Annotated in this window: 27 protein-coding genes, 1 tRNA gene and 1 pseudogene; 14 read left to right on the forward strand and 15 right to left on the reverse strand. The window is 72.5% G+C overall.

Annotation, left to right across the window (positions count from 1 at the left end; translation table 11 throughout):
• Nucleotides 1-189: 189 nt before the first annotated feature.
• The 12 genes and pseudogenes from RM572_RS17725 (at nt 190) to RM572_RS17780 (ending at nt 9,532) form a co-directional block, all read left to right on the forward strand.
• Entirely contained in the window at nt 190-333 is a 144-nt protein-coding gene (locus RM572_RS17725; RefSeq protein WP_311674345.1) for a hypothetical protein, read from the forward strand.
• 46 nt (nt 334-379) lie between these two features.
• Entirely contained in the window at nt 380-553 is a 174-nt protein-coding gene (locus tag RM572_RS17730; protein WP_311674346.1) for a hypothetical protein, read from the forward strand.
• A 2-nt stretch (nt 554-555) separates the two neighbouring features.
• Nucleotides 556-867 carry a hypothetical protein gene (locus RM572_RS17735; protein WP_311674347.1) on the forward strand — a complete coding sequence of 104 codons (312 nt, stop codon included), beginning with the start codon at nt 556-558 and terminating at the stop codon, nt 865-867.
• Between the two features lie 89 nt (nt 868-956).
• The gene (locus RM572_RS17740; protein WP_311674348.1) at nt 957-3,152 is read left to right on the forward strand and encodes an FtsK/SpoIIIE domain-containing protein; all 2,196 of its coding nucleotides are present in this window, start codon (nt 957-959) and stop codon (nt 3,150-3,152) included.
• A 227-nt stretch (nt 3,153-3,379) separates the two neighbouring features.
• Nucleotides 3,380-3,751 carry a hypothetical protein gene (locus RM572_RS17745; RefSeq protein WP_311674349.1) on the forward strand — a complete coding sequence of 124 codons (372 nt, stop codon included), beginning with the start codon at nt 3,380-3,382 and terminating at the stop codon, nt 3,749-3,751.
• A gap of 61 nt (nt 3,752-3,812) precedes the next feature.
• Nucleotides 3,813-4,265 (forward strand): annotated as a pseudogene (locus tag RM572_RS17750) (DNA cytosine methyltransferase); the annotation flags it as partial.
• A 124-nt stretch (nt 4,266-4,389) separates the two neighbouring features.
• The gene (locus tag RM572_RS17755; RefSeq protein WP_311674466.1) at nt 4,390-4,857 is read left to right on the forward strand and encodes a hypothetical protein; all 468 of its coding nucleotides are present in this window, start codon (nt 4,390-4,392) and stop codon (nt 4,855-4,857) included.
• Complete coding sequence (locus tag RM572_RS17760; RefSeq protein WP_311674467.1) at nt 4,845-5,042, forward strand: hypothetical protein; 198 nt, start codon at nt 4,845-4,847, stop codon at nt 5,040-5,042. Before RM572_RS17755 ends, RM572_RS17760 begins: the two co-directional genes overlap by 13 nt.
• 91 nt (nt 5,043-5,133) lie before the next feature.
• Nucleotides 5,134-6,009: a bifunctional DNA primase/polymerase gene (locus RM572_RS17765; protein ID WP_311674350.1), complete on the forward strand. Its 876-nt coding sequence runs from the start codon at nt 5,134-5,136 to the stop codon at nt 6,007-6,009.
• A gap of 2 nt (nt 6,010-6,011) precedes the next feature.
• Entirely contained in the window at nt 6,012-7,487 is a 1,476-nt protein-coding gene (locus tag RM572_RS17770; RefSeq protein WP_311674351.1) for an ATP-binding protein, read from the forward strand.
• A 431-nt stretch (nt 7,488-7,918) separates the two neighbouring features.
• Nucleotides 7,919-8,092, forward strand: a complete 174-nt coding sequence (locus tag RM572_RS17775; protein ID WP_311674454.1) for a helix-turn-helix transcriptional regulator — start codon at nt 7,919-7,921, stop codon at nt 8,090-8,092.
• 72 nt (nt 8,093-8,164) lie between these two features.
• Nucleotides 8,165-9,532 carry a tyrosine-type recombinase/integrase gene (locus tag RM572_RS17780; protein ID WP_311674352.1) on the forward strand — a complete coding sequence of 456 codons (1,368 nt, stop codon included), beginning with the start codon at nt 8,165-8,167 and terminating at the stop codon, nt 9,530-9,532.
• 163 nt (nt 9,533-9,695) lie between these two features.
• Here RM572_RS17780 and RM572_RS17785 read toward each other — a convergent pair.
• A tRNA-Tyr gene (locus RM572_RS17785) sits at nt 9,696-9,777 on the reverse strand.
• 215 nt (nt 9,778-9,992) lie between these two features.
• On the opposite strand from RM572_RS17785, the gene RM572_RS17790 reads away from it, so the two are divergent.
• Nucleotides 9,993-10,481, forward strand: a complete 489-nt coding sequence (locus RM572_RS17790; protein ID WP_311674353.1) for a YajQ family cyclic di-GMP-binding protein — start codon at nt 9,993-9,995, stop codon at nt 10,479-10,481.
• Nucleotides 10,482-10,532: 51 nt separating this feature from the next.
• Here RM572_RS17790 and RM572_RS17795 read toward each other — a convergent pair whose 3' ends face one another.
• The 14 genes from RM572_RS17795 to RM572_RS17860 all read right to left on the reverse strand — a co-directional run bounded on the left by RM572_RS17795 (nt 10,533) and on the right by RM572_RS17860 (nt 23,797).
• Nucleotides 10,533-10,940 carry a YccF domain-containing protein gene (locus RM572_RS17795; RefSeq protein ID WP_027765186.1) on the reverse strand — a complete coding sequence of 136 codons (408 nt, stop codon included), beginning with the start codon at nt 10,938-10,940 and terminating at the stop codon, nt 10,533-10,535.
• Nucleotides 10,937-11,797, reverse strand: coding sequence for a zinc metalloprotease HtpX (gene htpX / locus RM572_RS17800; RefSeq protein ID WP_027765187.1), 861 nt, complete (start codon nt 11,795-11,797; stop codon nt 10,937-10,939). The genes RM572_RS17795 and htpX overlap by 4 nt, the downstream gene beginning before the upstream one ends.
• Nucleotides 11,798-11,943: 146 nt before the next feature.
• A complete protein-coding gene (locus RM572_RS17805) occupies nt 11,944-13,518 on the reverse strand; it encodes an NADH-quinone oxidoreductase subunit N (RefSeq protein WP_311674354.1) in 1,575 nt (524 codons plus the stop codon).
• Complete coding sequence (locus RM572_RS17810; RefSeq protein WP_311674455.1) at nt 13,515-15,215, reverse strand: complex I subunit 4 family protein; 1,701 nt, start codon at nt 15,213-15,215, stop codon at nt 13,515-13,517. Before RM572_RS17810 ends, RM572_RS17805 begins: the two co-directional genes overlap by 4 nt.
• A gap of 27 nt (nt 15,216-15,242) precedes the next feature.
• Nucleotides 15,243-17,261: an NADH-quinone oxidoreductase subunit 5 family protein gene (locus RM572_RS17815; RefSeq protein WP_311674355.1), complete on the reverse strand. Its 2,019-nt coding sequence runs from the start codon at nt 17,259-17,261 to the stop codon at nt 15,243-15,245.
• Nucleotides 17,258-17,689 (reverse strand): NADH-quinone oxidoreductase subunit NuoK, encoded by a 432-nt coding sequence (gene nuoK / locus RM572_RS17820; RefSeq protein ID WP_311674356.1) that lies wholly within the window; start codon nt 17,687-17,689, stop codon nt 17,258-17,260. The genes RM572_RS17815 and nuoK overlap by 4 nt, the downstream gene beginning before the upstream one ends.
• A complete protein-coding gene (locus tag RM572_RS17825) occupies nt 17,689-18,279 on the reverse strand; it encodes an NADH-quinone oxidoreductase subunit J family protein (RefSeq protein ID WP_311674357.1) in 591 nt (196 codons plus the stop codon). Before RM572_RS17825 ends, nuoK begins: the two co-directional genes overlap by 1 nt.
• Nucleotides 18,276-18,848, reverse strand: a complete 573-nt coding sequence (locus RM572_RS17830) for a NuoI/complex I 23 kDa subunit family protein (RefSeq protein WP_311674456.1) — start codon at nt 18,846-18,848, stop codon at nt 18,276-18,278. Before RM572_RS17830 ends, RM572_RS17825 begins: the two co-directional genes overlap by 4 nt.
• Nucleotides 18,845-19,804 carry a complex I subunit 1/NuoH family protein gene (locus RM572_RS17835; RefSeq protein ID WP_311674358.1) on the reverse strand — a complete coding sequence of 320 codons (960 nt, stop codon included), beginning with the start codon at nt 19,802-19,804 and terminating at the stop codon, nt 18,845-18,847. The genes RM572_RS17830 and RM572_RS17835 overlap by 4 nt, the downstream gene beginning before the upstream one ends.
• Complete coding sequence (locus tag RM572_RS17840) at nt 19,805-21,235, reverse strand: NADH-quinone oxidoreductase subunit C (protein WP_311674359.1); 1,431 nt, start codon at nt 21,233-21,235, stop codon at nt 19,805-19,807.
• Nucleotides 21,232-21,837, reverse strand: coding sequence for an NADH-quinone oxidoreductase subunit B (locus RM572_RS17845; protein ID WP_027765196.1), 606 nt, complete (start codon nt 21,835-21,837; stop codon nt 21,232-21,234). The genes RM572_RS17840 and RM572_RS17845 overlap by 4 nt, the downstream gene beginning before the upstream one ends.
• A gap of 4 nt (nt 21,838-21,841) precedes the next feature.
• Entirely contained in the window at nt 21,842-22,213 is a 372-nt protein-coding gene (locus RM572_RS17850; protein ID WP_027765197.1) for an NADH-quinone oxidoreductase subunit A, read from the reverse strand.
• 248 nt (nt 22,214-22,461) lie between these two features.
• Nucleotides 22,462-23,046: a GNAT family N-acetyltransferase gene (locus RM572_RS17855; protein WP_311674360.1), complete on the reverse strand. Its 585-nt coding sequence runs from the start codon at nt 23,044-23,046 to the stop codon at nt 22,462-22,464.
• A 325-nt stretch (nt 23,047-23,371) separates the two neighbouring features.
• On the reverse strand, nt 23,372-23,797 hold the full coding sequence (locus RM572_RS17860) for a prevent-host-death family protein (protein ID WP_311674361.1): 426 nt from the start codon (nt 23,795-23,797) through the stop codon (nt 23,372-23,374).
• Nucleotides 23,798-23,936: 139 nt separating this feature from the next.
• Here RM572_RS17860 and RM572_RS17865 point away from each other — a divergent pair, with 139 nt between their 5' ends.
• Nucleotides 23,937-25,133 (forward strand): sensor histidine kinase, encoded by a 1,197-nt coding sequence (locus RM572_RS17865; RefSeq protein ID WP_311674362.1) that lies wholly within the window; start codon nt 23,937-23,939, stop codon nt 25,131-25,133.
• Nucleotides 25,134-25,164: the final 31 nt, after the last annotated feature.

A 25,164-nucleotide genomic window follows, 5' to 3' on the forward strand; every position in this document is an offset into this window, starting at 1 on the left:
GAGAGGACGCCATGCCGAAGTTCTTCTACGCCCTCGCGATCGTCCTGTTCGTCACCGCCGGCGCCGTGTTCGTCGTCGGTGGTGACGGCCACCTCGGCCGCGGCTGGGCCTGCATCGCCTGCGGGCTGATGGCCTACGCCGTCGCTTCCGGCAAGACCCGCAAGAAGTGACCCGAGAGGAGACCCCCTGATGTCGCAGGAGCCCTGCAAGCAGTGCGAGGAGCACGCGAAGAAGCACGCCAACCTCCTCGGGATCGGCTCGAAGGAGGACTGCCCCGACTGCCTGGAGCACCTGGAGCTGCACAAGCGGGAGCGGCGCATCAAGTGGTGGTGATTCCCACCCCCGCCGCTCACACCGAACACGAGAGGAACCCCCCCCCGTGAACGCCGAGATGCACACCGGGATGACCGCCGCCGACTACCGGGCCCGCGCTGCAGGGCTGCTGACCGCCCGCCACCGCGACGACCTGCCCGCGAAGTACATCGAGCAGGCCGCCGTCTGGGCTCAGCTCGCCCAGGCCGCCGCCATCAGCGAGACCAAGCAGGAGGACTGACCATGACCACTCCCGTCTACACCCGCACCGAGAAGGCGCAGCGTGCCCGGCTGCTGCTCAAGGGCGCCAAGAACTGTTCCGGTGACGTCTCGCGGATCGAGGCGCAGATCGAGCGGATCGACCAGGCCGCCGCCGACCGGGGGCGGCGTGAGCACGAGGCGCACGCCCGGCGGCTGAACGAGGCCAAGGACACTCTGGCCGCCGCCCGCGTCGCCGAGCGCACCGCCACCTCCCGCGAGGAGCGGCAGCGCGCCAAGGGCGAGCGGCGGGAGGCGGAGAAGCGGCTGCGGGTCGTGGAGCGCGCCGCCCGCTGACCCCGGTCGGGGCGGCCCACGCCGGCAAGCATCCGGGCCGCCCCGCCGGGCCCCCAACCCCTCATCGAAGGAATCAGGAGAGCACCACGATGGCAGACACCCACGCCGCCGAGGCGGCCGATGCACCCCCGGCCGCCCCGCGGCTGTCCCTGGTCAAGGACACCGACACCCCGGCCGCCGAGACGGCGACCGCCGAACCGACCGCACCCGCCCCCGCCGAGGAGGCGGCGCCGGGCGCGCCCTCCGAGGGCGTTGAAGCCGCGCCGGTGCAGGAGTTGCGGCCGGTGGACAATCCCGCGCTGACGATGCCCGAGGGCACCTGGGTGGCGCAGAAGCGCGCGTACATGGCCGATGCGCCGCCGGTCATCCACCCGGCGCTGCGTCGGGCCGATGACTTCACCTACGCCGCGCGGTGGGCGGGGGCGTACTACGGGCACGTGACCGCGTTCCACACCGTGCGGGCCCCGCTCTACCTGGGTCGGCTCACCTTGCAGGCGCCGCGCGGCGCGGGGCGGCTGTTCATGCGGTGGGGCCGGTGGGTGCTGGACACCGAGGCCCGGCCGGTGACTGCGAAGGCCGCCGCGGCGGCGGATGTGGAGGCGTGGCTGTCGCTGTCGCGGGAGCACTCCCGTCGGGTGCGGCCGCGGCGCATACTCTCCCTCGCCGTCGGCACCGTCGCTCTGGTCACCGGCACCGCCGCCGCCCTCCTCGCCCCCGCCTGGGCACTCGCCGCCGGCGCCGTCGGTGCGGCGGCCGGTCTGGGGCTGGCGGGGCGGAAGGCGGACCGGCCGATCGTCACCCGCTACGTCTCCACCCACACCATGCGGCAGCTCGATTCCACCGAGGTGTTCGAGGCCCTGGCCGCCATCGGCATCGAGGGCAAGAAGGGCCGCAGCGGCGTCACCTTCGCCGCCGAGGTCCAGCGCGACGGCCCCGGCTGGCGCGCCGAGGTCGACCTGCCCCCGGGTGTGGAGGCCGGGAAGGTGCTGGAGAAGCGCGCCGCGCTCGCTGCGGCGATGCGCCGCCCCATCTCCACCGTCTGGCCCGAAGGCGACCGCAACGCCCACCCCGGACGCCTGGTGCTGTGGGTGGCCCAGCAGGACCCCGCCAAGGCCCCCCGCCGCCTGTGGCCGCTGATGAAGAACGGCCAGGCCGACGTCTTCGCCCCCCTGCCGTTCGGCTTCGACCCGCGCGGCAACCTCGTGACCATCACCCTCATGTACTCCAACCTCCTGGTCGGCGGAATCCCCGGTTCCGGCAAGACCTCCTGCGCGCTGGCGATCGTGCTCGGCTGCGCGCTGGACCCGACCGCGGAGCTGTGGGTGTACGAACTCAAGGGCTCCGGTGACCTCAACGCGGTCAAGCCCGTGTGCCACCGGTACGTCTCCGGTGACGACGACGAGGACATCGAGGCCACCATCGCCGGACTGCGCGCCGGGATCGCCGAGCAGCAGCGCAGGGCGAAGTTCATCAAGGCCCTGCCCTCCTCCGAGACCCCCGACGGGCGGCGGGTGACCCGGGAGCTGGCGGAGAAGTACCCGGAGCAGAACCTCGGACCCCGGGTCATCGTCGTCGATGAGGCCCAAGAGCTGTTCACGCACGAGGAGTACGGCGCCGAGGCGGCGAAGCTGTGCACCAAGCTGATCAAGAAGGGCCGCGCCTACGGCGTCATCCTGATCCTGCTCACGCAGAACCCCGACGCCTCCTCCCTGCCCACCTCCGTCTCCTCCTCGGTCGGCACGCGGCTGTGCCTGGCGGTCATGGACTGGCGGGCGAACAACAACGTGCTCGGCACCGGCGCCCACGAACGCGGCCTGCGCGCCACCGAGATCAGCGTGACCGAGCAGGGCACCGGCATCCTCGCCCGCGGCCGTGAAGGGTCCACGGTGCGGGCGGCGTTCATCAAGCAGACCGAAGCCGAGGACATCGGCAAACGCGCCCTCGCCCTGCGCACCGCCGCCGGCACCCTCTCCGGTGAGGCGGCGGGGCAGGAGGTCGAGCACGCCGACACCGCCACCGTCATCGACCACCTGCGCGACGTGTGGCCCGACGGCGCCGACGCCGTGCACTCCCACCGCCTGGTCGAAGCCCTCGCCGCCTACCGGGCCGATCTGTACGGGGCGTGGCTGGACACCGAGGACTCCGCAGCACGCTCCACCGCCCTGTCCGCGGCGCTCAAGCCGCACAAGGTCCCCACCCGCCAGCTCACCCTCCGCGAGTGCTGCGGAGGCGCCAAGGGAGTGCGCTACACCGACCTCCCCAACCCCGACGACGCCGACGACTAGACACCCCCGAACCCGGTTTCAGGAACGGATCAAGGTTTCACCCCGACCCGAAACCGGTTTCGACCCCGACACCACCCCTGACCCGCCCTGACCAGCACTGATATCGGGTTTCGAGGTCACACGGCACAGCCCCGGGAAGCGCCCGTGAGCGGGCTGTGCGCCCTGCCCCACGGCCCCGACACCACGCCACCATGACCCCGCCCAACCCACCGACGAGACAGGAACCCATGGACCGCATCGACATGCCCCACCGGGCCTTCGAACACCTGCTGACCGGCTTCGTGTGCTACGAGGGCGCCGACCTCGCCCGCACCTACAAGCCCGGCGGCGTCGCACACCCCGGAGACCCCTTCGGCACCGTCTTCGCCTGGCTCTGGGAAGAGCGGCGAGGAACCGCCGTCTCCCTCTTCGCCGACCTGCTGGCCGAAGCCCGCCGCCAGGCCGACCCCGGCAAGGAAGTCACCCTCGACGGACTGCTCAGGGGCCTGCGCTTCGCCCTCCACAACACCCCGCTCTCCCACTACACGGCGTACCAGGCCGTCGAAGACGAACTGCGCACCACCGTCCCCGAGTACTTCGGCGGCGACACCAACATCTGACCCACACCCCGCACAGCCCGAAGGGCCGACACCGGAGACCCCGGTGCCGGCCCTTCGGGCTATGTCAGGGAGGAGATCCCTCGTGCTCGACGTTCCATCCGTCCCGTTGCGTCTGGGGTCGGTGTGTACCGGCTACGGCGGCCTGGACCTGGCCGTGCGCCGCGCTCTCGGCGGCGAGTTGGCGTGGGTCGCGGACAACGACCCCGGCGCCGCCCGCATCCTGGCCCACCACCACCCGCGGGTGCCCAACCTCGGCGACATCACCACCACCGACTGGCACACCGTGCCCCCCGTCGACGTCGTCGTGGGCGGCTACCCCTGCCAGCCCTTCAGCACCGCCGGCAAACGGAAGGGAACCGCAGATGCCCGGCACATCTGGCCCCACATCGCCCGCGCCCTTGGCGTTCTAGGACCCCGCTACGCGGTCTTTGAGAACGTCGCAGGGCACCTTTCCCTGGGATTCGACACCGTCCTCGCCGACCTTGCCGCCCTCGGGTTCGATGCGCGCTGGTGCACTCTTCGCGCATCCGACGTCGGCGCCGCCCACCAACGCAAACGCCTCTTCCTCCTCACCTGGCCTACCGACACCCAGGGCCCGGGACGCCAAGGGGAAGGGCTACCCGGACGGACTGCCCACCGTGGCCGAACTGCTGCCCACCCCCTCCACCTCGGAGGCGACCGGCACCGGCCACGCCGCCCAGGGCGGCATGAACCTCAGGCACGCCGTCTCCCTCCTGCCCACCCCGCGGGCATCGGCGAACGAGAACCGGCAGACCCGCCGCACCCCCTCCCAGGAAGCCGGACGGCACGGGAAGTCCCTGGCGGCCGAGGTGTGCTCACTCCTGCCCACTCCGACGTCGGCGGACAGCGAACGGCACTCGACGACCTACGGCCGGGGCAACCCCACGCTGCGCGGCGCCCTGCTGCCGACGCCACGGGCCAGCGACGGCGAGAAGGGCGGACCGAACCAGCGGGGCAGCAAGGGCGACCTGACACTGCCCTCGGCGGCACACCGGCTTGGGGCGCCTACGGCCCCGCCGTCGCGCGCTGGGAGGACGTCCTCGGACGCCGAGCACCCGAGCCAACCGACGCTGTGGGACGCCTGAACGCACGCTTCGTCGAATGGCTCATGGGCCTGCCCGCCGGACACGTCACCGACGTCCCCGGCCTCTCCCGCACCGCCCAGCTCAAAGCCCTCGGCAACGGCGTCGTCCCCCAACAAGCCGCCGCCGCCCTCCACACCCTCACCCGACCCCACGCCGTCGACACAGCGGCGCGTCAGGCCGCCTGACTACGCCCGGGGCGACCGCCGTCCTCGCCAAAGAATGCGCGGTCGCCCCGGCTCTCCCGCAAGCCCCAAGAGACTGAGGAGGTCTCCCAGCATGACCCAACCCACCCCCGTCCGGCCACGCGGCGGGACGGCCAACCTGCTCGGCACCGCGCTGTGGCTCGCCGCCGCTGGGGTGCCGGTGCTGCCGTTGCGGCGCGGGAAGCTCCCGTTCGGCAACTGCCCGGCATGCACCAAGTCCGCGTGCGGGGACCGGCCGAACATGCTGCGGGCCGGGCCGTGCGCCTGTCCGCGCCCGTGCCACGCCTGGGCCGCCGCCACCACCGACCCCGACACCCTGCGCTCCCCGGCGTGGGCGCCGGCATGGCGGCAGGCCGCCGTGGTGGCCTACCACCCCGGCGGTGCCGGGCTGACCGTGGTCGACCTCGACAACCCGGCCGCCGTCGACTGGGCCCGCGGGAACCTCCCGCCGACCCGCACCGTGCCCACGACGCGCGGGGAGCACTGGATCTACCAGGGCACGATGCCGTCCTCGAACGGTGTGCGGCCGGGCATGGACATCAAATCGTCCATGTCCTACGCCCGCTACGTCGGCCCCGGCACCGGCCCCATGACGGAACTGCCGCAGGTCGTCCGTGACCTCATCGAGAAGCGGCCCGCCGTCGCTCGCCCGGCGCCGGGCGCCGTCACGGTGCCCACGGCGGCCGGGCGGGGGCTGTGCCCGCACCGGACGCCGACGTACCTCGAGCGTGGCATCGGCATGGCCGAGGGGCGCATCACCGAAGCGCGCAGCGCGGTCCATCACACGGTGTACCGGACGTTCCTGGCGGTGCTGTCCACGCATGGCCGGTGCGGCTGCCTCACCGAGACGCATGTGGCGCGGCTGTTCGCCGCCGCGCAGGCCAAGGGCGAGACCCTGCGGCACTGCACCGAGGCGTGGAGCAACGCCCGCAACCGGTTGGGAGTCTGATCATGTCCGAGGAGGAGAAGACCCCGGCGCGCGAGGTCATCACCGAGTACGCGCAGGAGCACTTCCGGTACTTCCGCACCGGCGACGGGACCGTGTACGCGCAGAAGAAGGGCCACCCGGTGGCCCGGCCGATCCGCTCGCAGGGCACGACGGGCAGCCACCGGCAGGAACTCATGGTCGGCCTGTACCGGGACGGGCGCGGCGTGTTCAACGGCACCGCGCTCAAGGAGGCGCTGGACCTGATCGAGGCTCTGGCGCTGACGGAGGACGTGCAGAGCGTGCACATCCGCGTCGCTCCCGGGTTCGACGGGGCGACGTGGCTGGACCTCGGTCGCGACGACGGCCAGTCCGTCCGCATCCACCCCGCAGGGTGGGAGGTGACCGTGCCGGACCCGCGTGAGGTGTGCTGGCGCCGTACCCAGCTCACCGGCGAACTCCCCGTGCCGGTCGCGGACACGGACGGCAAGGGCATCGACCTGCTGCTCAGGTTGTGCAACTTCGCCGGGCCTCAGACCGAATGTCTCGCGATCGCGTGGCTCATCGGCTGCCTCGGTCCGTCGGTGCCCGTTCCGGCGCCGTTCCTGACCGGTCCGCAGGGCGCGGGGAAGTCGACCGGCGGGCGGATGCTGGTGCGGATCATCGAGGGCATGTCCGGCGACCTGCGCCGGGCGCCGACGGATGAGGAGAACCTGACCACGACCGTGGCGGCCGGGTGGGTCACCGCGCTGGACAACCTCTCTCACCTGACCCCGGCCCTCTCGGATGCGATGTGCCGCATCGTCACCGGCGCCGACGACGTCAAACGGGCCCTGTTCACCGACGGGGACGTCTTCCGCATCGCCTACCGGCGACCGCTACTCATGACCGGCATCGACGTCGGAGTGATCAAACCCGACTTCGCCGAACGCCTCCTGCCCCTGCGCCTGGAGCGTCCGCGCGTCCGGCGCACCGAGGCGGAGCTGTGGGCGGAGTACGCAGAGGTGCTGCCCGTCGTGCTCGGGTCCCTGCTCGACCTCACCGTCAAGGTCCGGGCCGCCGAGGCGGAGACCCCGACGGATCTGCGGATGGCGGACTTCGCGCACCTGTGCGCGCAGCTCGACGCCGCGACCGGACTCGGAGCCCTCGCCGCCTACCGCCAGAGCCTGGACGACCTCAACGACGACGTGATCGAAGGGGACCTGCTCGCGCAGACCGTCCTCAAGCACGCCGAGAGCATCGAGCCGGGCGGGGCGCAACGGATGACCTCCACGGAGTGGCTGCACTGCCTCTCCCGCCTCTACAACGGCGACGAGCTGCGTCCGCTGCCCAAGGGGTGGCCGACCACCGGCAAGGTCCTCTCCGACCGTCTCAAGCGCCTACAGCCCACCCTCGCGGCCCGGGACGTGCTCATCGACTCTGGGCGCACCAGCGAGGGCCGCTACCTCGAAATGACCCGCCCCCCGAACCCGCCGGCCGACGAGGGGAAGCGGATGTTCTGACCGGGCACGTCGCGAAAAGGCAAGAGGAGCACCACCGGCCCGGCGTGCTCCTCTTGCTGTTCGGCGGCGCAGCCGCCCTGCCATGGTCGCGCCGCGAAGCGGCTCCCTCTTCACGTCTTGAGCCGCACCCGCACTACTACAGACACCCCCTCCTTTTTTCCTAAGAGGGAAGACGCTGCGTCATCTGCGTCATGCGGGACACCGAAACGGCCCCTGGCCTGCGATGACGGCCATGACGCAGACGGCCGACCTCTGCGTCATCCTGCGTCATCTGCGTCACACAAAACCGCAGGCCAGAGGCGCGAATGACGCTGATGACGCTGATGACGCAGAAAACACCACCTCGGACACACAGTCGACGCCCGCCCCGGACGCGCTTTCGCGCACCGACCCCTCAGGAGGAACCGGTGTCCACCACGGCACGCCGCCAGATGCTCAAGCTTCCCGAAGTCCTCGAAGAGATCGACATGAGCCGCGCCGCCTTCTACCGCATGCGCGCCCGGGGCAAGGCGCCCCGCCTCGTCAAGCTGCCGAACGGACACCTCCGCGTCCGTCGCAGCGACCTCGACGCCTGGTGGGCCGACTGCGAACGGGCCGCCGCCTGACCACCTGATCAACCCGATCCGCCGAAGGGGCCCGGCTCACGCCGGGCCCCTTCTCTGCACGAAAGGCACCTGGTGGGAAAGACGTACGACGTGCGCATCTGGAGCGTCCGGCAGCGCAAGGACCGGCGCCAGTCGTCGGCTGAGCTGCGCTGGAAGACGGGCGACACTCCGCACTCGCAGACCTTCCGCACGAAGACGCTCGCCGACGGCAGGCGAGCGGAACTGATGCGAGCCGTGCACGAGGGCGAGCCGTTCGATGAGGAGACCGGCCTCCCCGTGCGTGAGCTTCGTCAACGGAACGACGTCTCGTGGTTCCGGCACGCGCAGGACTACATCGAGATGAAGTGGCCGCACTCCCCCGGCTCCACCCGCCGGACGCTCGCCGAGGCGATGGCCACCGTCACACCCGCTCTGGTCAAGGACAGCAAGGGGATGGCCGACGCCGAGACGGTTCGGACGGCGCTCTACAGCTGGGCCTTCAACGTGAACCGCCGCGATGAGACCCCGCCGGCGGATGTGGTCCGCGTGCTCGACTGGTTCGAGCGGAAGTCCCTCCCCGTCTCAGCGGTCGCGGACCGGATGCGCGTGCGGACGGCACTCGATGCGCTGACCCGGAAGCTGGACGGGACGACGGCCGCCGCGTCGACCATCCGACGGAAGCGGGCGATCTTTCACAACGCGCTGGGCTTCGCCGTTGATGCGGAGCGCCTGACCAGCAACCCGCTTCCACTGGTCCAGTGGAAGGCGCCTGAGCAGGTAGAGGAGGAAGTAGACCCGGCCTGCGTGCCCGACCCCCGGCAGGCAGCGGCTCTGCTCCACGCTGTGCGCATTCAGAGCCCGCGCGGTCGCCGACTGGTCGCGTTCTTCGGCTGCATGTACTTCGCGGCCGCGCGACCTGCCGAGGTGATCGGTCTGCGCGCCCACGACTGCGACCTGCCGCGACGCGGTTGGGGCGAGCTGAGGATTCGGGAGACCCGCCCGCGCTCCGGGTCGGCATGGACGGACACCGGCGAGTCACACGACAAACGCGGGTTGAAGCACCGTCCACGGAAAGCGGTGCGCGTTGTACCGATCCCGCCCGACCTGGTGGCCTTGCTGCGGTGGCACCTCACCGCGTACGGCACAGCTCCGGACGGGCGCCTGTTCCGCACCATGCGGGGCGGGCTCATCCAGGACACCGGATACGGCGAGGTCTGGGCGGAAGCTCGCCGCCGGGCCCTCACGCCCGCGCAGTTCGCCTCTCCGCTTGCGAAGCGGCCGTACGACCTGCGGCACGCGGCGGTATCGACGTGGCTCAGCTCTGGCGTCGAACCGCAGCTCGTGGCGAAGCGCGCCGGCCACAGCGTCACCGTGCTGTTCCGGGTCTACGCGAAGTGTCTGGACGGCACGGCGGACACGGCGAACGCCCGGATCGAGGCGGCGCTGAGAACCGCCAGGTAGGCCCGGGGATCGTGCCCCACACGTGCCCCACACGTGCTGGTCAGCACGCGAAACAGGGTGAGACAGAGTGGGTCATTCCCCACAAAACGCGGCCCCGCAGAAGCGGCATGCGAAAGGGCCCGGTGATCAGCGTTTCCGCTGGTCACCGGGCCCTTTCCCGCTGTGGCGGCGCCAGGATTCGAACCTGGGAAGGCTGAGCCGGCAGATTTACAGTCTGCTCCCTTTGGCCGCTCGGGCACACCGCCTGGGATCTGCCGCCCGGGGACACCGCTTGTCGGCGGTGCTCCGTGGCAACGGGGTAAACCATACCTGATGGGCGGGGGTGGTCCGCCACCCGGTTGACCGGCGGCCGGAGGCGGCGCGGGTGGCTAGGCTTGCGGGCGCGGACGGGCCCGCGAACGGGCGGGCCGGACGCGTGACGTGTTGGACCGTTTCCTACCTACGAGGAGCCACAGACACCATGGCCGACTCCAGTTTCGACATCGTCTCGAAGGTCGAGCGGCAGGAGGTCGACAACGCGCTCAACCAGGCCGCCAAGGAGATCTCGCAGCGCTACGACTTCAAGGGCGTGGACGCGTCGATCGCGTGGTCCGGCGAGCGGATCGAGATGCGCGCCAACTCCGAGGAGCGCGTGAAGGCCGTCCTCGACATCTTCCAGGGCAAGCTGGTCAAGCGGGGGATCTCGCTGAAGTCGCTGGACGCGGGTGAGCCGCAGGCGTCCGGCAAGGAGTACAAGCTGTTCGCGTCCATCGAGGAGGGTATCTCCCAGGACAACGCGAAGAAGGTCGCGAAGATCATCCGCGACGAGGGCCCGAAGGGCGTGAAGGCGCAGGTGCAGGGCGACGAGCTGCGGGTGTCGTCGAAGAGCCGTGACCACCTGCAGGAGGTCATCGGCCTGCTGAAGGGCAAGGACTTCGACTTCGCGCTGCAGTTCGTGAACTACCGCTGAGCCACGGGCACGAGCGGGTACGGCGCTCGTGCCGGGTGGCGCCTGTCCCGGCTACCAGCGGTAGCCGGGGTAGGCGTCGCGGGCGGTCGTGGGGACGATCTCGCGGCCCAGGGGCATCAGGGAGATCGGCACCATCTTGAAGTGGGCGATGCCGAACGGGATGCCGATGATCGTGGCGCAGAAGGCGATTCCGGCGGTGATGTGGCCGATGGTGAGCCAGATACCGGCGACGACCAGCCAGATCACGTTCCCGACGCCGGAGGCGAGGCTCGCGCCGCCGCCGCGTTCGACCGCGCGGTAGCCGAAGGGCCACAGCGCGTAGACCGCGATGCGGAAGCACGCGATGCCGAAGGGGATCGTGATGATCAGGATGCAGCAGAGAACGCCTGCCACGAGGTAGCCGAGGGCCATCCAGAGACCGGAGAGGATCAGCCAGACGACGTTCAGGAAGGTCCTCATCGGGGCCCGCCTCCCATCTTTTCGAGCCGGGCGATGCGTTCCGCCATCGGCGGGTGGGTGGAGAACAGCCGGGACATCCCGCCGCCGCGGAACGGGTTGGCGATCATCATGTGGCTCGCCGTCTCGAGCCGCGGTTCGGGCGGGAGCGGCAGCTGTTTCGTTCCTGCTTCCAGTTTGCGCAGGGCCGAGGCGAGCGCCAGCGGGTCGCCGGTGAGCTGGGCGCCGGCGGCGTCGGCCTCGTACTCGCGGGAGCGGCTGACGGCGAGCTGGATGAGGGTCGCGGCGAGCGGGCCGAGGATGATGATCAGCAGCATTCCGGCCAGGCCGGGGCCCTCGTCGTCGTCGGAGCGGCCGAGGGGGATGAGCCAGGCGAAGTTGACCAGGAAGAGCACCACGGAGGCCATGGCCCCCGCGACGGACGAGATGAGGATGTCGCGGTTGTGGACGTGGCTCAGCTCGTGCCCGAGGACGCCGCGCAACTCGCGTTCGTCGAGGAGGCGGAGGATGCCGTCGGTGCAACAGACGGCGGCGTTGCGCGGGTTGCGTCCGGTGGCGAAGGCGTTGGGGGCGCGGGTCGGGGAGATGTAGAGGCGGGGCATCGGCTGCCGGGCGGCGGTCGAGAGGTCCCGCACGATGCGGTAGAGCTGCGGGGCCTCGAACTCGCTCACCGGCCGGGCCCGCATGGCGCGCAGCGCCAGCTTGTCGCTGTTCCAGTACGCGTACGCGTTGGTGCCCAGCGCGACGACGAGTGCGACGACCAGGCCGGTACGGCCGAAGAAGCTGCCGATCAGGATGATCAGGGCGGACAGCCCTCCGAGGAGCAGAGCTGTCCTCAGCCCGTTGTGCCGGCGGTGCACGGTACGCCCTCCAGATGGTGCCGCAGGAGAACCCTTGAGGCAGGTGGTCGTTCCACCTCCCAGTGGACCCTCACGTACGGGTCAACGCGAGACGGGGGACGCCGGTTCCCGGCCGGTAGCTTCGGCCGGGTGGAGGGGCGGGCGGGTCAGAGCAGGGTCGTCGCCGCGAAGCGGAGGACGAGCTGCGGGGCGCCCGACAGGGTGACGCCGACGAGCCCGGTGACGGCGAGGGTGGCGGCCAGGGGAGCGCCCAGTCCCGGCCGGCGGCCCTCGGGGGCGGTGGCCGCCTCGGCGGGCTCCGGGCCGCGGAAGAGGAGCGCCGTCCAGCGCAGGTAGTAGTAGAGGGCGAGCACGACGTTCACGGCCATGATCACGGCGAGCCAGCCCAGGCCGGCGTCGACGGCGGAGCGGAAGACGACGACCTTGGCGAAGAGGCCGATGACACCGGGCGGCAGGCCGGCCAGGCAGAGCAGGAAGAAGCCGAGGGCGAGCGCGGCGAGCGGGTTGCGGGCGTACAGGCCCCGGTAGTCCCGCAACCGGCCTTCGCCGCCGACGTGTGCGGCGACGGCGAAGGCGCCGAGGTTCACCACGGCGTACATGAGCGCGTAGGCGACGGTGGAGCCGAGGGCGTCGGCGGTCCCGGACTCCGGGGTGCGGCCGGCGGCCGCGAGGGGGACGAGCAGGTAGCCGGCCTGTCCGACGGAGGACCAGGCGAGCAGCCGTACGGCGCCGCGCGAGCGGTCGGCGCCCTGGCGCAGCGCCCCCAGGTTGCCGACGGTCATGGTGAGGGCGGCGAGTAGGGCGAGGGCCGGGCCCCAGACGTCGGCGTAGGTGGGGAACCCGACCAGGGTGACCAGGGCGATGCCGGAGAAGCCCACCACCTTGCCGATCACCGAGAGGTATGCGGCGACGGGGAGCGGGGCGCCGGCGTAGGCGTCCGGGACCCAGAAGTGGAAGGGCGCGGCGGCGGTCTTGAACGCGAAGCCGACGAGGGTGAGGGCCACGCCCGCGGCGGCGAGCGTGCCGAGGCGGGGGTCGACGGAGGTGAGCTGTTCGGCGACGACCGTGAGGTGGAGGGAGCCGGTGGCGGCGTACACGAAGCTGATGCCGAGCAGCATCACGGCGGTGGCGGTGACGGAGGAGAGGAAGAAGGTGAGCGCGGCCTCGGAGGAGCGGCGTTCGCCGCGGCGCAGGCCGACCAGCGCGAACGCGGGCAGGGAGGCGACCTCCAGGGCGATGACCAGGGTGGCCAGGTCACGGGAGGCGGGGAGCAGCGCGGCTCCGGCGGCGGAGGTCAGCAGGAGGAACCAGTACTCGCCGGCGGGAAGGCGCTCGTCGCGTACGGCGGGGACGGAGAGCAGCGCGGCGAGGAGCGCGCCGCCGAGCACCAGGAACTGGACGACCAGGGTGAAGGGGTCCGCGACGTAGCTGCAGGCGGCGGCGCCGGTGGGGGCGGTGGGGTCGGCGGGGTCGGCGGGGTCGGCGGTGAGGCAGAAGGTGCTGAGGTCGGCGCCGACGAGCGGGACGATCGTGAGCACTGCGGCGGCCAGCCCGCCGAGGGCCAGGGCGCCGAGCAGGTGCTTGCGGTGCTCGGGAAGGAAGAGGTCGGCGACGAGGACGGCGAGGGCGGCCAGTGCGGCGACGGTGGGCGGCGCGATGGCGAGCCAGTCGACGGACTGCACGAGGCTCGGTGCCGCTGCGGCTCCGGCGAGCGGGGTCATGGGGTGGCTCCCGGCAGGAGGTTCTGGACGGCGGGGTCGGTCAGGCCGAGGAGGAGCGCGGGCCAGAGTCCGGCGAGGACGGTGAGGGCGACGAGCGGGGCCCAGGCCGCGTACTCGTGGCCGTGCACGTCGGGGAGCGGGGCGGCGGCCTCGCGGGTGGCGGGGAGGGTCGTGGTGCCCCCGGCGGTGCCGGTGCCGGTGCGGTCGTCGGGTACGGGTTCGGCCCCGGACGTGGGGACGGCCCCGGGCGTGGGTTCGGCCGCGGGCGTGGGTTCGGCCGCGGGCGTGGGGGCGCGCCGTTCCGCGGGGTCGCCCATGCACACCCGGCGGACGACGATCAGCAGGTAGGCGGCGGTGAGCAGGGTGCCGAAGGCGCCGACGGCCATGCAGACCAGGAAGCCCGCGCGGTCGAGGCCGGGGGCCGGGTCGAAGGCCCCGAGGAGGGCCAGCATCTCGCCCCAGAAACCGGCCAGACCGGGCAGGCCGAGAGACGCGACGGCCCCGAACGCGAGGAGGCCGCCGAAACGCGGCATCCGTCCGTAGAGGGCGGCTCCGCTGCGGCCGGCCAGGGCGTCGAGGTCGGTGGTGCCGGTGCGGTCCTTGAGCGCGCCGACGAGGAAGAACAGCAGGCCCGTGATGAGGCCGTGGGCGACGTTGGCGAAGAGGGCGCCGTTGACACCGGTCGGCGTCATGGTGGCGATGCCGAGCAGCACGAAGCCCATGTGACCGACGGAGGAGTAGGCGATCAGCCGCTTGAGGTCGCCCCCGGCGCCGCGCCGGGCGAGTGCGAGGCAGGCGAGGGAGCCGTAGACGATGCCGGCGGCGGCGAACGCGGCCAGGTAGGGGGCGAAGGTGCGGAAGCCGTCCGGGGCGACGGGCAGCACGATCCGGACGAACCCGTAGGTGCCCATCTTCAGCAGGACGCCCGCGAGGAGGACGGACCCGACGGTCGGGGCGGCGGTGTGCGCGTCGGGGAGCCAGGTGTGCAGCGGCCACATCGGGGTCTTCACGGCGAGGCCGACGCCGATGGCGAGGACGGCGGTGATCTGCGTGGCGCGGCTGAGTTCTGAGCCGTTGTCAGTGGCGAGTGCGAGCATGTCGAACGTGCCGCCCTGGATGCCGACGAGGAGGAGGCCGAGCAGCATCACGACGGAGCCGAGCAGCGTGTAGAGGATGAACTTCCAGGCGGCGGGGCCGCGTCCGTCGCCGCCCCAGCGGTTGATGAGGAAGTACATCGGGATGAGGACCATCTCGAAGGCGAGGAAGAAGAGCACGAGGTCGAGGACGGCGAAGGTGGCGAGGGTGCCGGCCTCGAGGACGAGGAGGAGCGCGACGAAGCCGGTGGGGGACGGGCCCGCCGGCATGCGGAAGTAGGAGTAGACCGCGCAGAGGAAGGTCAGCAGCGCGGTCAGGACGAGGAGGGGGAGCGAGATTCCGTCGACGCCCAGGTGGAGCCGTACGCCGAGGGCGGGGATCCAGCTGAGGTCGGTCTCGGCCTGGACGGCGGCCGGCTGGTCGTGGTCGAAGCCGGCGGTGAGCACGAGCGTGACGGCGAGGACGGCGCCGGTGACGGTCACGCCGTGCCGCAGGACGGCCTGTTCGGGGCTGCGCCCGCGCAGCCCGGGCGGTGCGGGCAGCAGGGCGGCGCCCGCGCCGAGCAGGGGCAGCACGACGGCGGCGGCGAGCAGCAGTCGCATGGCGGTGTCGTTCAGCGGCAGCACGGCTCAGGAGCCTCCGTTTCCGGTGGCGGCGACCACGGCTGCCACGGCGAGCACGAGGGAGCCGGCGAGCAGTGCGCTGAGGTAGGTCTGCACGTTGCCGGTCTGGGCGCGGCGGACGGCGCCGCCGAGCAGGCGGGGGCCGAGGCCGGCGCCGCGGACGTAGGTGTCGACGACGGCGTGGTCGAGGAAACGGACCAGCCGGGCGGCGGCGCGGGTGGGGCGGACGAACAGGGCGGCGTACACGGCGTCGAGGTGGAAGCCGTGGGCGGCGTGCCGGTGGAGCGGTCCGAGGAGTACGCGGCCGGGGTCGGCGGGGTCCGGGGCGGCGGCGATGTCGCCGTAGGCGGGCTCGTGGGTGGCGATGGCCTCGGCCTCGGAGGTGGCCGCGTCGTCCCCGGGGTGTGCGGCGACGGCGCCGAGCGGGACGCCGCGGCGGGCGGTGGTGTGCCGCCAGGCGGCGTAGACGGTGATGCCGCCGACGAGGGCGAGGCCGGTGGCGAGGACGGAGGTGACGAGGGTCGGCGCGAGGGAGGTGCCGTCGAACCATTCGGGCAGCACGCCGTAGGCGAGGCCGAGCGCGAGGGAGGGGACGGCCAGCACCCACAGCACGGCGTTCATGACGACGGGCTCGCGGCCGTGGTCGGGGGCCTCCTCGGGGCCGTCGCCGCGCAGGGCCAGCAGCCACAGGCGGCCGGCGTAGGCGGCGGTGAGGAACGCGGTGAGCAGTCCGGCGGCGAGGACGGTCCAGCCGACCGCGGCGGGCACGCCGTCGGTGTCGCCGAACGCGGCGTGCTCCGCGGCGCCGAGCACGGCCTCCTTGGAGAAGAAGCCGGAGAACGGCGGGATGGCGGCGAGGGCGAGGAGTGCGACGGCCATGGTCCAGGCCGCGTCCGGGGCGCGCTTGGCGATGCCGCGCATCCGGGACATGGCCGCGAGGGAGTTGGTGCCGGCGGCGTGGATGAGCACGCCGGCGCCGAGGAAGAGCAGCGCCTTGAAGGCGCCGTGCGTGAGGAGGTGGAAGACGGCCGCACCGCGGTCGAGGACGGCGAGGGCTCCGGCCATGTAGGCGAGCTGGCCGACGGTCGACCAGGCGAGGACGCGTTTGACGTCGTCCTGGGCGAGCGCGGCGAGCGCCGAGCCGACCATGGTGACGGCGGCCATGGCGGCGAGCACGGCGAGCGCCGCGGTGGAGGCGGCGAAGACCGGCAGCAGCCGTCCGACGACGTACACGCCCGCCGCGACCATGGTGGCCGCGTGGATGAGCGCCGAGACGGGGGTGGGGCCGGCCATGGCGTCGGGCAGCCAGGTGTGCAGGGGGAACTGTGCGGACTTGCCCGCGACGCCGGCCAGCAGGAGCAGGGCGACGAGGGTGGGGTGCTGCAGTTCGTAGTCGGAGAGGGTGGAGCTGACCCGTATGACCAGGGTGCTGATGCGGAAGGTGTCCAGGTCGGTGGCGAGGGCGAAGATGCCGACGAGGAACGGCACGTCGCCGAGCTTGGTGACCAGGAACGCCTTGAGGGAGGCGTCGCGGGCTGCGCGTGTCTCCCAGTAGTGGCCGACGAGGAAGTAGGAGCAGATGCCCATCACCTCCCAGCCGACGAGGAGCACGATGAGGTCGTCGCTGTAGACGACGAGCAGCATCGCGGCGGTGAAGAGGGAGACCAGCGCGGCGTAGGAGGAGTAGCGCGGGTCGTCGCGCAGGTAGCCGGTGGAGTACAGCTGCACGCAGGTGGCGACGACACCGACCAGGACGGCGACGAGCGCGGCGTAGCCGTCGATGTGCAGGGCGAGCTGTACGGGGAGGTCCGGGGCGCCGGTCGGGGTCAGTTCGGTGGCGGCGCTGAGGGGGGTGCCGCCGTGCTGCCGCGCCGCGACCAGGACGGCGAGCACCGCCGAGGCGAGGGTGGGCAGCAGTGCGAGGGGGCGGACGAAGCCGGGTGCGCGGCGGCCCAGCAGCAGGCCGGAGAGGGCGCCGAGGAACGGCAGGAGGGGGACGAGGACGGCCAGGGTCGTGGTGGTCACGCGGTCTGCCTCCCGGCGGCGGTCTTCCCTGGCACGGCGTCGTCGGCCGTCCCGTCGGGCGCGAGGTCGGGTGGTGCGCCCTCCGGTGCGCCGCCCTGCCGTTCGTCCGGCTCGTCGCCGTCGTCCTCGCGCAGGGCGCGCAGGCGGTCGATGTCCGCGCTGCCCCGGTTGCGGTACACCAGCAGCACGATGGCGAGGCCGATGCCGATCTCGGCGGCGGCGATGGCGATGGTGAAGAGGGTGAGCGCCTGCCCGGCGTGCAGGGCGTCGCGCAGCCACACGTCGAAGGCGACGAGGTTGAGGTTGACGGCGTTGAGCATCAGCTCGACCGACATCAGCACGAGGATCGCGTTGCGCCGGGCGAGGACGCCGTACAGGCCGGTGCAGAAGAGGAGGGCGGCGAGGACCGCCGGATACGCGAGGTGCATCAGCGCTTGCCCCCTCGCGCCGCGGCCGTGTCCCCGCGGCGGCGGGAGAGCACGATGGCGCCGACGAGCGCCGCCAGCAGCAGCACCGAGAGGGCCTCGAACGGCAGGACCCAGTGCCGGAAGAGCATCGCGCCCGCGACCCGGGTGGAGCCCTGTACGGGGCCGTCGAGGTCGATCCAGGTGGTGCGGAACGCGTCGACGACGAGGGTGACCAGCAGCGCGGCCGCGGTGACGGCCACGAGCAGGGCGACCGGCCGGTTGCGGGAGTCCGCGTCGGGAGAGCGTCCGATCGGCGCCCGTGTGAGCATCAGCCCGAAGAGCACCAGCACGACGACCGATCCCACGTAGATCAGCACCTGCACCCAGGCGATGAACTCGGCGGTGAGCAGCAGGTACTCGACGGCGATGCCGCCGAGCGCGACGACCAGCCAGAGCGCGGCGTGCACGAGTTGCCGGGTGGTGACGGTGACGATCGCGGCGGCGAGGGTGACGACGCCGACGAGGAGGAAGACGATCTCCACGCCGGTGGGCGAGAGGAATCCGGGGTGGTCCGCCGCGAGCGCGACGGTGGCGGGCGCCGGCGGGCTCACTCGGCGTCGCCTCCTTCGGCCTCGGCCTGCGCGCGGCATGCCTCCGCCTTCTCGGCGGCCTTGTCGGCTGCCTTGCGTGCGGCGGCGATCTCCTTCGGCTCCTCGGCCGCCGGGTCGAGCGGGGGCGGTTCGGGCACCGTCCACATCCACTCGCGCAGCTTGTCCCGTTCGTGCGTCAGCTCGTGGATGTCGGTCTCCGCGTACTCGAACTCCGGGGACCAGAAGAGCGCGTCGAACGGGCAGACCTCGATGCAGATGCCGCAGTACATGCACAGGGCGAAGTCGATGGCGAACCGGTCCAGCACGTTGCGGCTGCGCTCGCGGCCTCCGGGAGCGGCGGCCGGCACGGTCTCCTTGTGCGAGTCGATGTAGATGCACCAGTCGGGGCACTCGCGTGCGCACAGCATGCAGACCGTGCAGTTCTCCTCGAACAGCCCGATCACGCCCCGGGTGCGGGGGGCGAGTTCGGGCTGCGTGTCCGGGTAGTGCGCGGTGACGGAGCGCCGGGTCATCGTGCGCAGGGTGACGGCGAGCCCCTTGGCGAGGCCGGAACCGGGCACGGGCATCAGTTGATCACCACCTTGACGACGCCGGTGAGGGCGATCTGGAACAGGGCGAGCGGCACCAGCAGCGTCCAGGCGAACCGTTGCAGCTGGTCCTCCCGCAGCCGCGGATAGCTGACCCGCAGCCAGATGACGAGGAAGGCGAGGGCGGCGGTCTTGAGCAGCGTCCACACCCAGCCGAGGTCCCCCGACGCGGGACCGTGCCAGCCGCCGAGGAAGAGCACCGTGGTCAGCCCGCACAGCACGACGATCCCGGCGTACTCGGCGAGCAGGAACAGCGCGAAGCGCAGGCCCGTGTACTCGGTGTAGGCACCGAAGATGATCTCCGAGTCGGCGACCGGCGCGTCGAACGGCGGCCGCTGCAGCTCGGCGAGCCCGGCGGTGAAGAACACGAAGGCGCCGATCAGCTGCCACGGCACCCACCACCACTGGAAGCCGTCCAGGATGCCGGTCAGCGAGACGCTGCCCGCAGCCATCGCGACGGACGCCGCGGCGAGCAGCATCGGCAGTTCGTACGCCATCAGCTGCGCGGCCGTCCGCAGGCCGCCGAGCAGGGAGAACTTGTTGGCCGACGCCCAGCCGCCCATGACCGAGCCGAGCACTCCGACCCCCATCACGGCGAGGACGAAGAACACGCCGGCGTCGATCACCTGCCCCACGCCTCCGTCGGGGGCGAAGGGGATGGCGATGAGGACCAGGAGGTAGGGCAGCAGCGCGACGGCGGGTGCGAGCTGGAACACCCGGCGGTCGGCGCCCGCCGGGACGACGTCCTCCTTCTGCGCGAACTTGACGCCGTCGGCCACGAGTTGGGCCCAGCCGTGGAAGCCGCCCGCATGCATCGGGCCGACGCGGCCCTGCATGTGGGCCATGACCTTGTGCTCCGTCTGCCCGATCAGCAGGGGGAAGGTGAGGAAGACGGCGAGCACGGCGAGCAGCCGCAGGGTCACGTCCAGCACGTCCATCTACCGCTCACCGCCCGTCTCGTCGTCCTGCGCACCACGCTCGTCGCGCGGTTCGCCGGTGGAGGGGCCGGCCGCGTCGTCCTCACGCCGGTCGGCGCCGGAGCCCGGTTCCCGCTCCGGCTCCTCGAAGGCGGGGCGCGCGTGGTGCCACGGCGCGTCCGCGGGGCGCGGCGTCTCACCGGGGGGCTCGCCCGCTTCGTCCGCGGGGGGTGCCGTGCGCTGACTCGCCGAGCCCTCACTCGCGCTGCGCGAGCGGCGCGGCGGGCGGGACGCGGGAGCGGCGGCGGCGCCTCGCTCGGACGGGTCCGGCTCCGCGGGTCCGCCCGCGGACGGCTCGGCCGTCCCGGCGGGACGCTGACTCGCCGAGCCCTCACTCGCACTCCGCGAGCGGCGCGGCGGGCGGGACGCCTCCGGCGTCCCCGTGTCCCCCCCGGTCGCAGGGGTCTGGTCCGTGGGGGTCTGGCTCGCGGAGCCGGCCGACGCGGAGCGGGTCCGCCGGGCGGGCCGGTCGCCGCCCGCCGCCGCACGGCCGCGTGCCGGGCGGGCGGGCGCGGGCGGAAGCTGCCCCTTCAGCGGACCCCACTCGTTGGGGTCCGGCACGCCCGGCGGCAGCATCTGCCGCCGCTTGGGTCCGCCGTGCTCCGACTCGCCGGGCTCCTTCGCCCCCGGCCACGCCTTGGCCACCCGTGCCGCCAGGACGAAGTCCTTGCGCAGCGGGTGCCCCTCGAATGCGTCGGGCAGCAGCAGCGGCGCGAGATGCGGATGGCCCGTGAAGTCGACGCCGAACATCTCGTGGGTCTCGCGTTCGTGCCAGGCGGCGCCCGCGTACACGGGGGTCGCCGTCGGCAGGACGGGCGCCTCGTGCGGCACGGTGGTCCGCAGCACCAGCCGTCGCACACCACTGCCGGGGTCCCCGCTACCGGGGTCCCCGCGGTGGTCACCGCCCGGCTCGTGCGGCAGGGCGACGAGGTGGGCGCAGACGTGGAATCCGGTGCCCGGCTCGTCGACGGCGCTCAGCCAGTCGAAGTACGTGCACCCCAGTGCGTCGCGGGCGGTTTCGAGGGAGGCGATCCAGCGCTCCGCCGGGACGTCGACGGTGAGCAGGGCGTACGCCTCCTCGGCGCTCGCGCCCTCGCCGAAGAGCGCCGCGGCTCCGCGCGGCAGCCAGCCCACCGGCGCCTGGTCGGACTCGGTCGGCGCCTCGGCCGCCGGCTCGTCCTCCGGTTCGGCGCGGCGCACGGCGCCGGGGTCCTCCGTCGGCTTGGGCATCGCCTCGCCGGGGACGTCCGACACCGGCTGCCCGGAGCCGCCGGTCCCCTGGGCGCCCGACGGCTCGGCCGGCTCGCCGGGCCCTGCGGACGCCGGAGGCTCGGCCGGTCCCGTGGGTTCGGGGCGGTCGGCCGGCTCGGGGGGTCCGTCGGGCGTGCTCACCGCTCCCCCTCACGGCGCGGGGGTTCGACCAGGCCGCTGGTCAGCTCGCCGGGCGTCGGCTGCTGCACCGCCCCGGCTGCCGGGGCGGCGTACCGTTCGGCCACCGACTCGTTCGCGATCTTCTCCTGGAGTTTGAGGATGCCCTGGAGGAGCGCCTCGGGGCGCGGCGGGCAGCCGGGCACGTACACGTCGACCGGGATGATCTGGTCGACGCCCTTCGTCACCGAGTAGGAGTCCCAGTACGGCCCGCCGCAGTTGGAGCAGGCGCCGAAGGAGATCACGTACTTCGGCTCCGGCATCTGCTCGTAGAGCCGCTTCACCGCGGGCGCCATCTTGTCCGTGACCGTGCCGGACACGACCATGAGGTCGGCCTGTCGCGGGCCCGGCGCGAACGGGATGACGCCGAGCCGGATGAAGTCGTGCCGGGCCATCGACGCGGCGATGAACTCGATCGCGCAGCAGGCGAGGCCGAAGTTGAAGACCCAGAGGCTGTAGCGGCGGCCCCAGTTGAGGACCACCTTCATCGGCTCCGGTGCCAGCCGCGCCAGCGCGCCGAGCCGCCGCGGCTCGGGCAGGTCGGTCGTCGTCGGCGTCACGTCCATGGCGTCACGTCCATTCCAGGACGCCCTTCTTCCACGCGTAGAGCAGGCCCACGGTCAGGAACCCGAGGAAGACGAACATCTCCACCAGTGTGACTCCCCCGTACCCGGGATCGGCGAAGACCGTCGCCCAGGGGAAGAGGAAGATCGAGTCGACCGCGAAGATCACGTACAGGAACGCGTACACGTAGTACCGGACCTGGGTGTGCGCCCAGCCCTCACCGACCGGGTCGACGCCGCACTCGTAGGTCAGCAGCTTCTCCGGCGTGGGCACGACGGGCCGCAGCAGCCGGCCGGCGGTGAAGGCGACGGCCACGAACAGCACGCCGACGACCGCGACCAGCCCGACGACCGCGTAGCCGTGGAAGTAGTCCGGCACGTCCGCTGCCCGTCCTCTGCTGCTCGCTCTGCCCGCTCCGTCCGGCGTTCCGTGGCGGGGAGTCTAGCCCCTGGGGTTCGGCCCGCGGACCCGAGGTCCACGACGAACTGCACGTCGGCTGCACGCAGGCCGGGACCGGTGGCGCGCCTACCGGCTCGCGCCGTGACCCCTCGCGCGGTCACGCATCCGGACGGGCGCGGGCACGGCGGTCGGCGTCGGGTTCAGGCCCCGGGTTCAGGCCTCGGGGTTCAGGCCTCGGGGGCGAGGCGGGCGTGGAGGTGCATGTCGTGCCAGGCGTCGGGGTGGCGGAGGGCGGCGCGGCGGGTGCCTTCGAGAGCGAAGCCCGTCTTCGCCGCGACGCGGCAGGAGGCGGGGTTGGCGACGGAGTGCTGCAGTTCGAGGCGGTGGAAGCCCACGTCCTCGAAGGCCCAGGCGGCCATCGCGGCGACCGCGCTGGCGGCCACGCCCCGGCCGCGTGCGGCGGGGAGCGTCCAGTAGCCGGCGTCGGCCTGCCCCTCGCTCAGCGCGAGGCAGCGCAGGGCGGCCCGGCCGACGAGGGCGTCGGTCGCGGTGTCGACGACGGCCCAGTGGGCGTCGGTCTCCGCCTGCCAGGTGGCGCGCCAGCGGGCGATCCAGTCGCGGGCCTCGTCCTCGGAGTCGGCGCGGCGCCGGTGCCACTGCTGGATCGCCGGGTCGCGGAACGCCGCCACCACCGCGGGCGCGTCGGTCGTCTGCCAGGGGCGGAGCGTCAGCCCGCCGTCGGCGGGGAGCGCGGGCTGCGCGGTCTTCGCGAGGGTGCCGGGCGGAAGGACGGGCGGAACGAGGGTGGGCATGGACCGCATCCTGCCGCAGGTCGGTCCCGCATCACCCTTGACCGAGGGAACGAACCGGGAGGAAACTGGACACAGGTCAGGAAGTCGGAGAGCCGCACCGTCGACGGAGACGTCCGTCGGCAGGAGACACTCGGCAGGCTCTGACTCAGGGCCCCGGGAGCCCGTGGACACCGGAACCTCGGCGACGACCGAGGCGGAGGGTGCCAGCAGCGGACCCCCGGGGACTGTTCTGTGCGCGAGGCGCGGCGGGCGGTTCAGGCGTCGGTGTCCTTCGGATGGCGCGGCGCCGCGTAGACGATCCAGACGGTTCGCCGATCACGCTCGATCAGGTAGCGGACCTTCCTCCACTCTCCTCGGGGTCGGCTTTGATCCGGGCCGTGGCACGCCAGCTTTCGATGACGCGCTCGGCGGCGTTGTCGGTGCCGAGTTCGGCGGCGTCCGACAGCGCGCCGATCAACTCGACTGTGAACGCCCGCACCTCTTCGTCCGTGAGGTGCCGTGTCCATGGAAAGACGTCGGCCGTTGCGGACAGCAGAGAGCGCGCACTGGAGTCGTGCTTCATCAGCGCGAGGAACATGCGGGACGACGTGGAGAGGTTGGCGTCTCTCTGCTCCTCCAGGGCAGCGGCACTCAGATAGAAATCGGGCGCGTCCCGGTGGGTGACCCGCAGTCTTCCCGCGCGAGCGGCACGCTCGGCCACCGCACGGGGGTTCCTGGAGAGGTCCGAGAAGGTGACCGATTCGAGGCTCATGCGAACAACGCTACTCAGAATACATTCTGAGTACCACCCGAGCACCGCGCGTGCCGGCCGAACGGGGTGGGGGAAACCCCACCCCGGGGCGCCCAGGAACCCCATGGCGGTCGGGCCCGGCGCCGGGCAGGCTGGGCGCATGACCGTGAGGGATACGCAGCCGGGCGAACAGCCGGCCAGAGCGGCCGACGCGCCCCTGCCCGCACCCCGCGCGCCGCTGAGCGCGCAGACGTGGCGGGAGATCGCCCACCTGCTGAGCAACCTGCCGGTGGACGTCGTCGGCTTCGTGTACGTGGTGACCGCGCTGTACGTCAGCACCGTGCTGTCGTTCACCGTCGTCGGCCTGCCGCTGCTGGCGCTGGGGCTGCTGGGGTGCCGAGGGCTGGGGAGGATCGAGCGGCGGAGGGTGCGCGCGCTGCTGCAGGTGCGGATCGACGAGCCGAGTCCGCTGCGCACCCGCGAGAAGGGCTTCTTCGCGTGGCTGTGGGCGCAGCTCAAGGACCCGGTGGCGTGGCGCGGTTCGCTGTACGGCCTGATCCGTCTGCCGTGGGGGATTCTCACCTTCACGGTGGCGCTGGTGAGTCTGTTCGTGGCGTGGCCGGCGCTGCCGTGGGTGGCGCGGGGGCTGACGAACGTGGACCGGGCGATGGCGCGGGCGCTGCTGTCGCCGTCGGACGAGCTGGAGCGGCGGATCGCCGAACTCGAGTCGGACCGGGGGGTGGTGGTCGACACCGCCGCCGCCGACCTGCGCCGCATCGAACGCGACCTGCACGACGGCGCCCAGGCCCGCCTGGTCTCCCTCGCCATGGAACTCGGCCTCGCCAAGGAGAAACTCCTCGAAGACCCCGAGGCTGCGGCGAAAATGGTCGGCGACGCCCACGGCGAAGTGAAACTCGCCCTCCAGGAGCTGCGCGACCTCGCACGCGGCATCCACCCCGCCATCCTCACCGACCGCGGCCTCGGCCCCGCCCTCACCACCCTCTCCCGACGCTGCACCGTCCCCGTCACCGTGACCGCCGACCTGGGCGAACGGCCCGCGCCCGCGATCGAGGGCATCGCGTACTTCACCGTCTCCGAGCTGCTCCAGAACGTCAGCAAGCACAGCGGCGCCCGGACGGCCGCGGTGGAGGTGTGGCGGTCGGCCGGGCGGCTGATGCTTCAGGTCACCGACGACGGGAAGGGCGGCGCGGGCGCCCGGCCCGGGTCCGGGCTGGACGGGCTGGCGGAACGGCTGGACGCCGTCGACGGACTGCTCGTCGTCGACTCCCCCACGGGCGGACCGACCACCCTCACCGCCGAGTTGCCCTGGCGCGCACGGGAGCGGGCGAGCCGATGACGACCCGGTCCGAGGAGTCCGAGGAGAGGGC

It is taken from the genome of Streptomyces hazeniae (assembly GCF_031845485.1).
In the GTDB taxonomy this organism is placed as follows: Bacteria; Actinomycetota; Actinomycetes; order Streptomycetales; family Streptomycetaceae; genus Streptomyces; species Streptomyces hazeniae.